General features: G+C 59.6%; 11 protein-coding genes. 7 read left to right on the top strand and 4 right to left on the bottom strand.

Annotated features, from left to right (window positions below):
- Complete coding sequence (locus tag HU718_RS26875) at window positions 1-591, top strand: LON peptidase substrate-binding domain-containing protein (protein ID WP_095122093.1); 591 nt, start codon at window positions 1-3, stop codon at window positions 589-591.
- 156 nt (window positions 592-747) lie between these two features.
- Here the strand turns inward: HU718_RS26875 and HU718_RS26870 are convergent, their stop codons facing one another.
- The 4 genes from HU718_RS26870 to HU718_RS26855 all read right to left on the bottom strand — a co-directional run bounded on the left by HU718_RS26870 (window position 748) and on the right by HU718_RS26855 (window position 8,844).
- The gene (locus tag HU718_RS26870; RefSeq protein ID WP_186614102.1) at window positions 748-4,017 is read right to left on the bottom strand and encodes a calcium-binding protein; all 3,270 of its coding nucleotides are present in this window, start codon (window positions 4,015-4,017) and stop codon (window positions 748-750) included.
- Between the two features lie 346 nt (window positions 4,018-4,363).
- Window positions 4,364-6,127: a hypothetical protein gene (locus HU718_RS26865; protein ID WP_150730034.1), complete on the bottom strand. Its 1,764-nt coding sequence runs from the start codon at window positions 6,125-6,127 to the stop codon at window positions 4,364-4,366.
- Between the two features lie 636 nt (window positions 6,128-6,763).
- A complete protein-coding gene (locus tag HU718_RS26860) occupies window positions 6,764-8,080 on the bottom strand; it encodes a bifunctional DedA family/phosphatase PAP2 family protein (protein ID WP_095122087.1) in 1,317 nt (438 codons plus the stop codon).
- A 68-nt stretch (window positions 8,081-8,148) separates the two neighbouring features.
- Window positions 8,149-8,844, bottom strand: coding sequence for a DNA-3-methyladenine glycosylase (locus HU718_RS26855; protein WP_186614100.1), 696 nt, complete (start codon window positions 8,842-8,844; stop codon window positions 8,149-8,151).
- 177 nt (window positions 8,845-9,021) lie between these two features.
- Between HU718_RS26855 and HU718_RS26850 the strand changes: the two genes are divergently transcribed.
- The 6 genes from HU718_RS26850 to rodA all read left to right on the top strand — a co-directional run bounded on the left by HU718_RS26850 (window position 9,022) and on the right by rodA (window position 15,069).
- Window positions 9,022-10,293, top strand: coding sequence for a glutamate-5-semialdehyde dehydrogenase (locus tag HU718_RS26850; protein WP_186614098.1), 1,272 nt, complete (start codon window positions 9,022-9,024; stop codon window positions 10,291-10,293).
- Window positions 10,262-10,984, top strand: coding sequence for a nicotinate-nucleotide adenylyltransferase (nadD, locus tag HU718_RS26845; RefSeq protein ID WP_095122081.1), 723 nt, complete (start codon window positions 10,262-10,264; stop codon window positions 10,982-10,984). Before HU718_RS26850 ends, nadD begins: the two co-directional genes overlap by 32 nt.
- A gap of 72 nt (window positions 10,985-11,056) precedes the next feature.
- Window positions 11,057-11,551: a ribosome silencing factor gene (gene rsfS / locus HU718_RS26840; protein WP_016986117.1), complete on the top strand. Its 495-nt coding sequence runs from the start codon at window positions 11,057-11,059 to the stop codon at window positions 11,549-11,551.
- Window positions 11,552-11,560: 9 nt separating this feature from the next.
- Window positions 11,561-12,028, top strand: coding sequence for a 23S rRNA (pseudouridine(1915)-N(3))-methyltransferase RlmH (rlmH, locus tag HU718_RS26835; protein ID WP_003185785.1), 468 nt, complete (start codon window positions 11,561-11,563; stop codon window positions 12,026-12,028).
- Between the two features lie 10 nt (window positions 12,029-12,038).
- Window positions 12,039-13,934 (top strand): penicillin-binding protein 2, encoded by a 1,896-nt coding sequence (mrdA, locus tag HU718_RS26830; RefSeq protein ID WP_102899891.1) that lies wholly within the window; start codon window positions 12,039-12,041, stop codon window positions 13,932-13,934.
- A gap of 31 nt (window positions 13,935-13,965) precedes the next feature.
- The gene (gene rodA, locus HU718_RS26825; protein ID WP_049802149.1) at window positions 13,966-15,069 is read left to right on the top strand and encodes a rod shape-determining protein RodA; all 1,104 of its coding nucleotides are present in this window, start codon (window positions 13,966-13,968) and stop codon (window positions 15,067-15,069) included.
- Window positions 15,070-15,075 lie beyond the last annotated feature (6 nt).

Below are 15,075 nucleotides of genomic sequence, written 5' to 3'. Positions count from 1 at the left end.
ATGAGTCTGCCGCTTTTCCCGCTGAACACGGTGCTGTTTCCCGGTTGCAATCTCGATTTGCAGATATTCGAGGCGCGCTATCTGGACATGATCGGCCGCTGCATGAAACAGGGCGCAGGCTTCGGCGTCGTGTGCATCCTTGAGGGCCATGAAGTCGGCGCTGCCCCTGAAGGTTTTGCCTTGGTCGGATGTGAGGCGCGCATCACCGATTTCCAGCAGCAGGACAATGGTCTGCTGGGGATTCGGGTGCAGGGCGCTCGGCGCTTCAACGTGTTACGCACCGAGGTGCAGCGCGATCAATTGATCATCGCCGATGTCGAGTGGCTGGACGAGGAGCCCGAGCAACCGTTGCAGGACGAAGACGCCGACCTGATGGCGCTGCTCAAGGCATTGGCGGAGCACCCGATGGTCGAGGCGCTGAACATGGGCATTGAAGCGCTGGGACAGCAGTCTTTGGCCAATCAATTGGCCTATCTGTTGCCTTTCGCTGAAGAAGACAAAATCGACCTGCTACAACTCGATGATCCGCAACAGCGACTCGATGCGATCCAAGCGTTGCTCGATGAGTTGCAGGGCGAATTGTTCGCCTAGTGACACTTCGATGGGCCCCAGCCACCTGTCCGCAGTATTTGGGCTTTGCTTCGGCAAGACTCACAGGAACTCGTTGTCGGGCCCAATAATGGTCAGGCTCCGATGTGACGAGGAACATCACATCGGGCGCTTGGCATCAAGCAGCTTCGGTCAGGGTCAAGAGGCGCTGGCCGGCGCTATGACCAGGTCTTCGGGTTTGATCCGCAAGGCCGGGTTGCTGTCGATTCCCCAGTAGTCTTTTGTCGAGTTGTAATACAGCGTGCCGTCCAGTTTCGTCGTCACGCCAAGGTTCTGGACAATGATTCTGGCGGCCAGCTCATTGCGTTGCCGGTGCAGGCGAATGTCGGCCAGCAGGCTATCGACGCTCGAATAGCTCTGTGCGTTGATCAGGTAAAGTTGCAGCACTTCAAACAGCAAGGCGACCTCATAGATGTTGCCGGAGCGGGTCACTACGCTCACCGACTCGACCGGCATGTCATCTTCTATGGTCGGCAACTCGATCAGTGCGCTCCCCACCCACAGGCGCTCGGCGTCCAGTTTGATGTCATCGCGGCTGATCGCCTCGGTCATCCGGGCGGTGAACAGATTCCAAGTCGAGGCATTGCTCGTTCTTGCTTGGGCTCCCGGAGTCATCAGGCGAATGATCATGTTGCTGGTCAGGTAGATGTCGTAGGACGAACTTGCGCCTTGGAGAACATAGATGCCGTTGTGGGATGCGGCCTCTATATCGACCCGGTTGGGTGTGGCTGGCAGCGCGATGGTGCGAGCAATCGTTGGCCGGGAAAACAGATATTCACCATGTCTTGGCTTCAGGCAGCCAGCGGCTTTGCGAATCTTGCTGCCCGGTTCCATGGCGTCCGACAGATAGGGCAGATCGGGCAGTTGCAGCCGGTAAGAAACGCCGTCCTGCATTACCACGGCAATGTCCTGTGCCAGATGAGCAGTCGTGACCTTCAGGCTGTTCTGGCCGCTGTAGCCATTGGCGTACGTCGATGTCTGGACGACGCCCTTGAGCGTCACTATTTTCTCTGGAAGCAACAGCGAGATGTTGATGTCGCTGTAGTACAGGTGGGAGTTGAGCGATACGCCCGCGCGCTTCTCGACATGGTAATTGACGACCACATCGACCATCTCGGCATCCTTGTAATCCAGATAGATGACTCTGGAGGTTTTGGGCAGGCCGGGCCCGGCAACGAATTCGACCCTGCGCTCGGTGCGTGCCACAAAATGCCGCTTCGATCCCTGCTCCGTGAGCGTGACCGTGCCGCCATTGATGATCTCGGTGGCAGCGGATTTGCCGATGACGCTGACGACCACTTCAACATCCTGCGCCGGCGCCCCCTGCATCAGCGATGGCAGGGCAGGCAGCAGTTCATAGCCGTCCTGGGTCTTGAACAGCAATTGGCCATTTTTCAGGTGACGTTGACCGTCGACCCATTGGTAGATGTTTTCGATAGTCAGGACATGCTCGGGGTCCTCACCGTCCCGGCCACGCAATGAACTGACGAGCAGTGAGGTGCCGACGATCTGCCAACGCTGGATCCATTCGATGGGCCAGCCCAGTTCGATGACACTCGACTGCTCACCGTCTTCAATGATCGTGGTCCTGGCTGAGGTGTCCGCGATGTAGTAGCGATCCAGGCCGAGACCTCCGTCAACACGGCAATCGGCACCGCGGATGGCAATGGTATCGTCACCGTCACCGGCCGCGATGTGATCATTGCCATTGGCCGAAATGCGATTGGCCTCGCTGCTCCCGGTGACCAGACTGACACCATTGCGCAATGTCGAGATGTTTTCGATCGCGCGCACGTGTGCGATCTCGATCGCAGTCGTGGTCTGGTCATGGCTGCGCAGGGCGACCTTGCCGGTCTGCAGATTGATGTTGTAACCGAGGTGGCGAGTATCAGTGACGGGGCGGCGGCCTTCAAAGGCCAGGGTGTCGGAACCTTCGCCGCCATCGAGCGTGCTGATGCCGGATGGCGCTGCTTGCTGATTGAGCATCTTGTCGGTGGTTTCGAAGTAAAACTCATCGGCCTTGCTGCCCCCGGTCAGGGTCTTCGTGCCCTCCCGATAGCTGAAGAAGTTAGGTTTGTCCTTGACCCCGACGACCTGGTCGTTGCCGTCATCGAGGCGCCAGAACACGCCTTTGTCATCGCCGGGCGTACCTTTGACGCTACCCGCGAGGTTTGGCGGTATGCCGTCGCGGGCATCGATGATGTCGTCGCCGCCGATAATGACTGTTTCGCTGTCGAGCTTGAACGCTTGCTCTCCGGCGCGCTCATTCCATTGGTGACGCCAGATTTTCAAGGGTTGCAGTTCGACACTGAAGCTGCCGTTGACCACATATTCGGCAAAGTTCTTGTAGGCACCTTCCAGCAAGGCTTTGGTCGAGACCTCCCGTTGCCGGGTGTAATCACTGAATGCCTTGGAGATCTTGAAGCGGTCCAGCACTTCTTGATCCAGCTCCTGCCCGGTGAAGGCGAACCAGCCGGAGCGCAAGCGTTCATGGGCGCTCAGTTCGATGTAATCATCAATATCGTCGACCACTCGCGCGGCCTGGTAAATCATCGACCCGAGAATGAGGATGGCTGCTGCGGCCAGGCCCAACGGGCCGGCGACACTGCCAAAACCGGCCAGCGCCGCTGCGCCCAGCGCCAGGCTGATGCCCGCACTGGCGACACTCAGAGCGCCGGCGACGTAGTGATCCTGTGCCTCCTTGCCGCTGGTCGCCGCGGCCGCATTGAACGAAGACACGGCATCGTTGATGTCGAATGGCAGGGTGATTGCGCTGGCAAAGAGGCCGGCACCCCGACTCAGGTATTTGCCGGCCGACGTCAGCGGGAATCGCCCAAACGCCCTCGAACCGTTTCTGAGCATCGCTTCGCCGGTTTTGGTCAGGCCGCGTTCGATGATCAGAGAACCGAATTCGGCAGCAATCGAACTCCCCTGGTAGACGGCTTCCAGGGTGTCGCCTTTTTTGATGGCATCCATCATCGCCATGTAGCCGCTGTAAATCCCGAATGCCTGCAAGCCGACACCGGCACCACTCATCAGGTAGCTTTTGGATTTGCTGACCCAGCCCGGTGCATTTTCAAAAGAGTCGACGCGATGAATGTCCAGGGTTTGTGCCGCTTGGCTCAGTTGGTTCAGGCGATCCATTCCGCTGCCGGCGGGCAGCGGTCTGGCGCTGACGAACAGCGCCGAGGCGTCGCTGGAACGTTTGCAGGCAATTTCAAAGAAGAGGGTGGCCACGACCCCGCTGTCGGCGATGTCCGCGTGTCTGACGCGTGTCTCGACCGTTGCCGAGTTGAAGTTGAGTGCATTCAGAAAGGCCTGGTCCGGTGTTTTTATGCTGGCGTTCGCCGCACTGATGACCTGGCCGTTGACCGTGGCGCCCAAGGCCTTGAGTTCCACACGGCTCACCCAGACTTCACCGATGCGCAGGGGGCCGAAATGTTTATCGAGGGATTTGAGTGTGTGTTTTACGCCATCGCCTTCAATGAGTGTGTCTGTTGTTATGTTTGAAAGTGTGGAAGTGGCTTAAGTATGGTTGGCTGCAGGCGCATGAGTATTGGCCGAACGACTGATTGCGGTGACCTGCAGAGTGGGGCCAAGAGGTATTTCGATTGCCGGTTCTATAAGTTTTGCCACGAATTGATCCTTTTAATGATAAGCGTTGTGCCGCCCCGGTTTCCGTACCGGTTTGAATAAAGCGTTTAACTGATTTGAATCAGGAAAAGTTGTTGCGAGTACAGGCACTCAGGCGCATTTATTCAGGCCAGGTGATGTCATCGCCGAACTCGTCTTTATTGCCGGAAAGTTTGAGTATCGGTTTGCCCGCCGCTTGCGCGGCATCGATCAGTCGATCGTATTCATCTTGGTTGGCACGCCCCGCGTGGGTTGCCGCTTCGATGCGTTCGGCGTTTGCGCCGGCCTGTTCCTGGATGTCGTAAACGTTCGCCGCTTTGCTCAAGGTTGAATCCAGCAGCCAGACGCGCTTGGCGTCCAGACCTTTTTTGGTCACGGAAATCAGGCCTTCGTGATCATCCGAGGGAAACCGGGTGGTCGGAGCGTCGAGGGCAGACGAGTTGAACAGATAGTTCACTTCATGGGGGACCACTTCCAGGCCTCGGGTGTCCAGCGCATAGATAAACATTTGTGTCTGGCGCTCCCGGGTCCGTTCGTAGTTGCGTTCACGGTCCATCGCGACCGGGCTTGCGGCATCCGACCAGTCGGAAGAGGCGCTGCTGTCGCTGCTGTTACCGGCATCGCTGTCAGGGGACGCATCGTCTGCGGCTCTGCCGGGATACTTGTTGGTCTGGCTGTTGAATCGCAGGTATTCCGGGTCCGGTGCGCTGGCATACATCTGTCCTTCCTTGAGGCTGAACGTGGCGCTCATCGGTTTATGCGTGGAGGCTCCGGGACTGTGTGCGTAGCGGGACAGCATAGTGTCGTCATTCGCCAATTCGAACGGTGTGCGTTCATCCCCGCGAAACAGCGCTGGCACGTCGGTTCGATAAAGGCAGTTGTGCTGGTTGCGCAGGTAACCCAGTTTGGCCAACAGCGCTTCGCGCAGCTCAACGGTCAAAAGGCGTTCCGGGTCGTACCAGTCATGGCGCGGGTGGCGTTTCAAATGCAGTTCGCTGATAGCATCCTGACTCAGCTGGTCGAGGCGATGCGGGTTGCCGATGTCTTGCGTCAGACGTTTATGCGCCGTTGCCCATGCCGGCATCGTCAGCTCGCTTTTGAGGTGCTGCTGCAAGCGGGTCAACTGTCCTGGCAGCAAGTTGTATGACTGCAGGAATGTCTCGCGTTCTGTCGCGGTCATGGACGGATGCAGCCAGCGCAGTGAACTGCCTACCAATGCCTCGACCGCGTTCGGCAGGTCTCGTGGCTCGGCCCAGCGTGGCGGGCCGCCCGAAGCCTGGGCCTCGATCCGGAATCGTGCGATGTCCTGGCCTTCCACGGCGTACGCCTGCCATATCTGATGATCGGTCCATTGCTGCAAATGCGTGGCGGGGGCGCCAAACCCGTCGACGGGCGGGGCGACCTGAATCCATCGGGCGTATTGATCGCGGAACGCAAACAGTGTGTCGGTTCGCGTTGAGCCGGGTCTCGGTTCAAGTTCGTAGTAGCCCTGAGCATCTGGAGAGCGATCCGATGGCCTGTAGCGGTTCGGGTCGATGAATGTCGGCGCCTCCATCGTGCGCGGTTGTTTGGCAGCAGAGGGCTGATCGATCTGTTCGTCCGTGAATGCAGAGCGACGCTTGGGAGCAGGCTCGCCTGCCGTTTGTGCGGTCTGGCGGACACGGTTGGTGGCAATGTCGTCGGAGGTCAGGCGCCAGGTTGGTCGCCCTTCATTTTTGTAGATGATCGGGCCAAGTGCATGACGGTCTTTGAGCAGTTTCAGCCGATAGACTTTGAGTTTTTCGTCCAGATCGACATGCGCGGTGCGCAGGCCTCCGTCGTGTTCGACGTCGACAAACCGGCGCCCGACGATGAAACGCCAGCCCTCATCGTTGGCAGATTGCATTCCCCGCAGGAAAGGGGCGTGAAGCCAGTATTTATCCACAGGGTGTTCGTTCGCGTGGCCGTCAATGCTCCGTGTCGGCATTTCGCTGATGTGCAACGTGGCTGGCGGGGGGTAATCGATGGCCGGATCAGGCGTCTGGGGGCGAGTGGGGTGTGTTGAAACACGGGAATCGAAAGGCCAGTGTGCACGTGTAGAAGCGAGGTCCGGCTGGCGCGCAGGTGGCGAAATGGATTCGATGGGTTGCGACGATACAGTGGGTGGTTTGCGCGGTGTTTTTGGACTCATGGATTACTCGGAGTTGATTGGGTTCATGGGTATTTAAGTTGCTGATTGAGTGCGTGTGATGTTTGTGTGTTGCATATGAAAGTTTGTCAGTGGTTATTTGATTGTTTTGGTTTTGAAGTTCTGGCGGTTTCAATGTAATTGATTTTTTGTCGGGCAGTGGGTGCGCTGTTACGATGTTGCGGTTAAATATGTAACTTGAGTTTTATAGGGCGGGGTGATGTAGGTAGTTGGAGTTATTAAGCGAGGAATATTTACCGGGAAGGTATTAAGGGGGCGTAGGGAGATCGCGCCACTCTTGTCAGAATAATCTTCAAAGAGTGGCGGATAGGGGAAAGGGACAAACAGATTTAATCAGTACGCGTAACGCAATAGTGTGTGGGGCAGGTGGCGAAACGCGAAGAAACTGAACAGTGCCACCAGTGCCGGCAGAATCAGCCACCAGACTTTGAAAGGCATTGCATTGAGGGGGCCCTGGCGCTGATTCAGCCACAGGCTTGCAGCACAGACACATGCCGCCAGCATCGCGCCGGCCAGGACATCGGTCGGCCAGTGCGCACCCAGGTAAACCCGTGAAAGGGCAATCGCCAGGGCCGGAATGCAGCCAACCAGCAGCCAGGTCAAGCGCATGCGGGGTGGTTGGCCGCGGCCAGCGAGGACGCCCAGGGTCAGGAATAGTGCGAACGAACCCGAGGCATGGCCACTGGGCATGCTGAAGCTGGTAATCGGGTCGGTCAGTATTTCCGGACGAACCCTTGCGAAAAACAGCTTGGTCACCGTGTTGGCCAGCGCCGTGCACAGCAGGGTACTTGCGGCAAAAATCGCCTGACGCCACTGGCGGCACAGCAACAGCAGACCTGTCAGCAGAATGCTGAACATCAGCATGTTGCGGAACTCGCCGATCAGGGTAAAGGTGACGGCGATTTCATCCAGCAGCGGTTGGCGATGTTCCTGCACCAGCGTCATCACGCCTTGGTCGAGGGCTGTCAAATACGGATAGCCGATGAACAGACCGAGCAGAATCAACAGGCTCATGCTGCTGATCCACAGCGTCGCCCGGCGGTGACGGCGCAGGCTGCTGTTCGCGCTGAGACCGACCATGACCGCGATGCTGGCAGCGACGATCCCGGCCTCAAGCCAGAAACCCTCCGGCAATGGCAAGCGAAACGCCGCGCCGGTGGCCCAACCGGGCAACAGATAGGCCAGGCTCCAGCCTGCGGCGGCCAACAAGCTGACGGCGGCGAAGCGTGGGAAGGGCATGTCGCACATCCCGGCGACCATTGGCAGCATCGGGCGCAGTGGGCCGATAAAGCGTCCTACCAACAGGCTGGCGATCCCGTAGCGCTGGAAATAGGTTTCGGCGCCGGCCATCCATTCCGGGTGATGGCGCAGTCCCGGCAGTCGTCGGATGTTCTGGTGGAAATGTCGGCCGAGAAAGTACGAGATCAAATCGCCAAGGATGCCGCCGAGGAAGCCCAGCAACAGGGTTTCACTCAACGACAGCGCGCCGCTGCCAGCCAGTGCGGCCACGGCAAACAGCAGCACCGTGCCAGGCACGATCAGCCCCGCAATCGCCAGGCATTCGACAAAGGCAACAATGAATACCGCCGCGGCCAGCCACTGTGGATTGGCCGCCAGCCAACCGGTCACGCTATCGAGCCATGGGCCCATACAGAAAAACTCCAATCATTGATTAACCCTGTGTAGGAGCAGCCTTCGGCAACTCCTGCATTGGGGAGTCACAGCAAGAAATAATCCCGGCCTTCGACCTGGCCACGTCGAAGCGGGTTCCGCGTGCACCATTGCGCATAAGCTGAGTCGACGAAGCGGTACATCAAGTGCTCGTCACGGCCATGGGGAATGCCCAGGCGTGTGGTTTGAATGATGTGCGGCGGCGCAGGCCCGGTGTCTTCTACCAGAAGCAATTGGTGATCGAAACGTTTGGCGTCCCACATCGGTACTTTCAAACCCAGTGCTTTGCACAGCAAGGTCTGACCGGCGCAGAGCTTCTGCGACGGGCGCGGACGGCCCTGGGCATCCGGATTGTTCAGCAGCATCTGCGCCAGGCTCGCCGGGCCGCTGATTTCATCGACCCACGGATAGGCGGATTTGATCAGTACGGCATTGCCCGGCCCCTGTGCGCTGAAGTTCAGGGAGTCACCCCCGCGGGCGTAATACATATAGATGTGTCCGCCATCCAGAAACAAAGCCTTACGTTTTTCTGTATAGCCGAGGGAGGCGTGACTGCCTTTTTCTGCGCAGTAATACGCTTCGGTTTCAATGATTCGCGCACTGAGCCACAGGTCGCCGATCCGATGGCGGATGACTTTGCCGAGCAGATCGCGGGCCAGCACTTGCGTGTCACGGTCGAAAAACGTGTCCGGGAGCCCCAGCGGCAGGCGTTCGGCGCGGTTGCGAACGGTCAGGTTGGACATGGCGGGCAATGTTTATCCAGGCTGAAGAGGTCGAGATGATAACAACGCACGGCTTAATTGAGCCTGAACACCGGCGAATCAGCGTTCATTTCGACCATCCGCCCGTCACCGCTGTTAGTCCCGGGACGCGACAGCTATAATCTGCCGCTTTCCTCTTTGCCAAGACCCCAGCAGACCATGACTGAGTCCGTTCTTGACTACATGACCCGATTGGGTCGCGCCGCCCGCGCAGCTTCCCGGGTCATCGGCCGTGCCAGCACCGCGCAGAAGAACCGCGCCTTGCAGGCTGCTGCCAATGCCCTGGACGCCGCGCGCGCCGAGCTTGCCGCCGCCAATGAACAGGATCTGGCTGCCGGTCGCGCCAATGGTCTGGAGCCGGCACTGCTGGAGCGTCTGGAGCTGACCCCGGCGCGCATCGACGGCATGATCGTCGGTTTGCGTCAGGTCGCGGCACTGCCGGACCCGGTCGGCGCGATCCGCGACATGAGCTTCCGTCCGTCAGGGATTCAGGTCGGCAAAATGCGCGTGCCGCTGGGCGTGATCGGGATCATCTACGAATCCCGGCCCAACGTGACCATCGATGCCGCCAGCCTGTGCCTGAAGTCCGGCAACGCGACCATTCTGCGCGGTGGTTCTGAAGCGATTCATTCCAACCGGGCGATTGCCGCGTGCATTCAGCGCGGTCTGGCCGAGGCCGAGTTGCCCGCCGCCGTGGTGCAAGTGGTCGAAACCACCGACCGTGCCGCCGTTGGCGCGATGATCACCATGCCTGAGTACGTCGACGTGATCGTGCCGCGCGGTGGCCGTGGCTTGATCGAACGTATCAGCCGTGATGCCCGGGTGCCGGTGATCAAGCATCTGGACGGCATCTGCCATGTTTACGTCAGTGCCCACGCCGATCTGCCGAAGGCCCAGCGCATCGCCTTCAATGCCAAGACTTATCGTTATGGCATCTGCGGTGCGATGGAGACGCTGCTGGTTGATCAGACGGTTGCCAAGGATTTCCTGCCGTCGATGGCCGCCCAGTTCCGCGAAAAAGGCGTCGAATTGCGCGGCTGCGAGCGCACCCTAGCGATTATTGACGCCGTTGCGGCCAGCGAAGACGACTGGAGCACCGAGTACCTGGCGCCGATCCTGTCGATCCGTGTGGTCGACGGTCTGGATCAGGCCATCGAACACATCAACCATTACGGCTCCCATCACACCGACTCGATCGTCAGCGAAAACCTCGCCGACACCCGCCGGTTTGTGGCGGAAGTCGACTCGGCGTCGGTGATGATCAACACGCCGACGTGCTTCGCCGATGGATTTGAATACGGATTGGGTGCCGAGATCGGCATTTCTACTGATAAGCTGCACGCCCGTGGCCCGGTAGGTCTCGAAGGACTGACTTGCGAGAAGTATGTCGTGGTCGGTGATGGCCAGTTGCGCGGCCAGGCGCCGGTCTGACTTGACCGACCTCGACCTGACAGCGCCGCAAACCGGCAGCGAGCCTCGCCCCCGTCGTATCGGCGTATTGGGCGGTACGTTCGACCCGGTGCACATCGGCCATTTGCGCGGTGGGCTGGAAGTCGCCGAAGCGCTGGCGCTCGACGAGTTGCGTCTGATGCCGAATGCGCGGCCGCCACATCGCGGTACGCCGCAGGTGTCGGCGCAGGATCGCTTGGCGATGGTCGAGTGTGCGGTGGCCGGATTGCCGTCGCTGGTGGTGGACGCCCGCGAATTGCAGCGGGACAAGCCGTCCTGGACCATTGATACCCTGGAGTCGATGCGCGCTGAAATGCCCGCCGAGACCCAGGTTTTTCTGCTTTTGGGCTGGGACGCATTTTGCGGCCTGCCCACTTGGCACCGCTGGGAAGAGTTGCTCCAGCATTGCCATATCCTGGTGCTACAGCGCCCGGACGCCGACAGCGAACCGCCGGATGCCTTGCGCAACCTGCTGGCAGCGCGTTCGGTGAGCGACCCGCTGGCCCTGAAAGGGCCGAGCGGACAGATTGCATTCGTCTGGCAGACACCGCTCGCGGTTTCCGCCACCCAGATCCGTCAACTGCTGGCCAGCGGTAAGTCGGTACGTTTCCTGGTGCCCGACGCGGTCCTGGCCTACATCGATGCGCACGGTCTGTACCGTGCGTCGAACTGAACAAGGCGTGCTTCACTGATACGAATCCACGTGTCGCCAAGCCGCCGAATATACGAGCAAAACGAGTTTTATATGACTGACAAAGACCAAACCAAAGTAAAGCGCAAAGGCACATTCAAGAGCGCCCCGCTGCCAGAACCGGTCAACACCAATGAGCCGCTGAAGGGCGACGAGCTGGTCAAGCTGGCTGTAGCTGCGCTGGAAGACGTCAAGGCACAAGACATCCAGATCATTGATGTTCGCGACAAGCAGAGCATCACTGACTACATGATCATCGCCACCGGTACTTCCAACCGCCAGATCAACGCGATGCTCGACAAGGTTCGCGAAGAAGTCAAAAAGCAGGGCGCCAAGCCGCTGGGCGAAGAAGGCAAGGGCGACAGTGACTGGGTGCTGCTCGACCTGGACCTGGTAATCGTGCACATGATGACTGCCTCGGCACGTCAGTTCTACGACCTGGAGCGCCTGTGGGCCGGTGCCGAGCAGAGCCGTGCGGCCGATGCCAAACACCACAGCCCGGAAAACACCCACGAGCATTTCACCAAGCTCAACAAAGACCAGCTGTAAGGGATTGCTGTGCGACTGCGCCTGATCGCCGTCGGTTCACGCATGCCCAAGTGGGTGGAAGAAGGCTGGCATGAATATGCCAAGCGTCTTCCGTCCGAGCTGGCGCTGGAACTGGTGGAAATACCGCTCAATACCCGTGGCAAGAATGCCGACGTGGCCCGATTCATCCGCCAGGAAGGCGAAGCCATGCTGGCCAAGGTCGGGCCGAACGAGCGGATCGTCACGCTGGAAGTCCACGGCAAACCCTGGAGCACCGAGCAGTTGGCGGTCGAACTCGACCGTTGGCGGCTGGATTCGCGCACGGTCAATTTCATGGTTGGTGGCCCCGAAGGGCTGGCGCCGGAAGTCTGCGCCCGTGCCGATCAGCGCTGGTCGTTGTCGCCGCTGACGTTGCCGCACCCGTTGGTGCGGATCCTGATCGGCGAACAGTTGTATCGTGCCTGGACCGTGTTGTCCGGTCACCCTTACCACAAGTAATCCAGCCCTCATGTCTCAGCCGATCCGCATCAAGGACCACGAAAAGGACGCACGCCTGGTGCGTAGCCGCGTCGTGTTCGGGGCCATTGCGATCATGCTGTTGATCGGCGTGCTGATTGCGCGGCTGTATTACTTGCAGGTGATCCAGTACGAGTATCACTCGACACTGTCGGAAAACAACCGCGTCCACGTGCAGCCGATTCCACCGACCCGCGGGCTGATTTTCGACCGCAATGGCGTGGTGGTGGCGGACAACCGTCCAAGCTTCAGCTTGAGCATGACCCGCGAGCGCTCCGGCGACTGGCAGCAAGTGCTCGACGTGATCGTCGAAGTGCTGGAGCTGACGCCCGAGGACCGGGTGATCTTCGAGAAGCGCATGCGTCAGGGGCGCCGGCCGTTCGAGCCGGTGCCGATTCTGTTCGAGCTGAGCGAAGAGCAGATCGCCCGCATCGCCGTGAACCAGTTCCGCCTGCCCGGCGTGGAGGTGGTTGCACAACTGGTTCGTCACTACCCGCAGGGCGCGCATTTTGCGCACTCGGTGGGCTACATGGGGCGGATCAACGAGAAAGAGCTGAAGAGCCTCGATCCGGTCAACTACAGCGGCACCCACCACATCGGCAAAACCGGCATCGAGCGTTTCTACGAGCCGGAATTGCACGGTCAGGTCGGTTACGAAGAAGTCGAGACCAACGCCCGTGGCCGTGTGTTGCGGGTGCTCAAGCGCACCGATCCGATTCCCGGCAAGGACATTGTGCTGAGCCTGGACATCAAGTTGCAGGAAGCCGCCGAGGCAGCATTGGGCGGACGTCGCGGCGCGGTCGTGGCGCTGGATCCGAAGACCGGCGAAGTGCTGGCGATGGTCAGTCAGCCGAGCTTCGATCCGAACCTGTTCGTCACCGGGATCAGCTTCAAGGCGTATGCCGAGTTGCGTGATTCCATCGACCGGCCATTGTTCAACCGCGTATTGCGCGGTCTGTACCCGCCGGGCTCGACGATCAAACCGGCGGTGGCGATTGCCGGTCTCGATTCGGGTGTGGTGACAGCCTCCAGCCGGGTATTCGACCCGGGCTACTACATGCTGCCCAACTACGATCACAAATACCGTAACTGGAACCGCACCGGTGACGGTTTCGTCGATCTCGATACGGCGATCATGCGGTCCAACGACACCTACTTCTATGACCTGGCCCACAAGCTCGGCATTGATCGGTTGTCGGCCTACATGAACAAGTTCGGCATCGGCCAGAAGGTCTCGCTGGACATGTTCGAAGAATCCCCCGGCCTGATGCCGTCCCGCGAGTGGAAGCGGGCGACGCGCAAGCAGGCGTGGTTCCCGGGCGAAACCCTGATCCTCGGGATCGGCCAGGGCTATATGCAGTCAACTCCGCTGCAACTGGCCCAGGCCACGGCGCTGGTCGCCAACAAAGGCATCTGGAACCGTCCGCATCTGGCCAAATCCCTCGAAGGGGTGAAGCCGGTGGATGAAAATCCGATGCCGGACATTATCCTGCGTGATCCGTCGGACTGGACCAAGGTCAACCACGGCATGCAGCAGGTGATGCACGGTGCTCGTGGTACCGCGCGCAAAGCGGCCATCGGTGCGCAATATCGCATCGCCGGCAAATCGGGTACGGCGCAGGTCGTGGCGATCAAGCAGGGTGAGAAGTACGACCGTTCCAAGGTTCAGGAGCGCCACCGCGACCACGCCTTGTTCGTCGGTTTTGCTCCGGCCGATGACCCGAAAATCGTTGTATCGGTGATGGTCGAGAACGGTGAGTCCGGCTCCGGCGTTGCCGCGCCAGTGGTGCGGCAAGTGATGGATGCCTGGCTGCTCGATCAGGACGGACGTTTGAAGGCCGAATACGCCAGCCCAATCAGTGCGGAGGCTACGGCCCGTGATGAATAACTTTGATCGCATGCTCTCCAGTGAGGATGTGATGCGTCGCCGCGCGACGTTGCTGCAAAGACTGCATATCGATGGCCCGTTGTTGATCCTGCTGCTGATCCTCGCCGCCGGCAGCCTGTTCGTGCTGTATTCGGCGAGCGGCAAGAGCTGGGATCTATTGGCTAAACAGGCCACTTCATTCGGAATCGGTCTGGTATCGATGATCATCATCGCCCAGTTCGAACCGCGTTTCATGGCGCGTTGGGTGCCGCTCGGCTATGTGATCGGCGTGGTGCTGCTGTTGGTGGTGGACATCATGGGCCACAACGCCATGGGCGCGACACGCTGGATCAACATCCCCGGGGTGATCCGCTTCCAGCCCTCGGAGTTCATGAAGATCCTGATGCCGGCGACCATCGCCTGGTACCTGTCCAAGCGCACGTTACCGCCACAACTCAAGCATGTTGGCATCAGCCTGATGCTGATCGGCGTGCCGTTCGCGCTGATTGTACGCCAGCCCGATCTGGGCACTTCGCTGCTGATTCTGGCGGGCGGCGCATTCGTCTTGTTCATGGGCGGGCTGCGCTGGCGCTGGATTCTCAGCGTGCTGGCCGCGGCAATTCCGGTGTCGGTGGCGATGTGGTTTTTCATCATGCACGACTACCAGAAGCAGCGGATCCTGACCTTCCTCGACCCGGAAAGTGACCCGTTGGGCACCGGCTGGAACATCATTCAGTCGAAAGCCGCGATCGGTTCCGGCGGCGTCTTCGGCAAGGGCTGGCTGCTCGGTACTCAGTCGCACCTGGACTTTCTGCCGGAAAGCCATACCGACTTCATCATTGCCGTACTCGGCGAAGAGTTCGGTCTGGTAGGTATCTGCGCGCTGTTGCTGATCTACCTGCTGTTGATCGGCCGAGGGCTGGTGATTACCGCGCAGGCACAAACGCTGTTCGGCAAATTGCTCGCCGGGGCGTTGACCATGACGTTTTTTGTTTACGTTTTCGTCAACATCGGTATGGTCAGTGGCCTGTTGCCGGTCGTAGGGGTGCCGTTGCCGTTCATTAGCTACGGAGGAACTTCGCTGGTGACACTGCTGTCAGCGTTTGGGGTTTTGATGTCGATCCATACCCATCGCAAGTGGATCGCGCAGGTTTGAATAAGG

This window comes from Pseudomonas tensinigenes, from assembly GCF_014268445.2.
Lineage (GTDB): Bacteria > Pseudomonadota > Gammaproteobacteria > Pseudomonadales > Pseudomonadaceae > Aquipseudomonas > Aquipseudomonas tensinigenes.
This window is presented reverse-complemented; position numbering and strand designations above follow the sequence as displayed.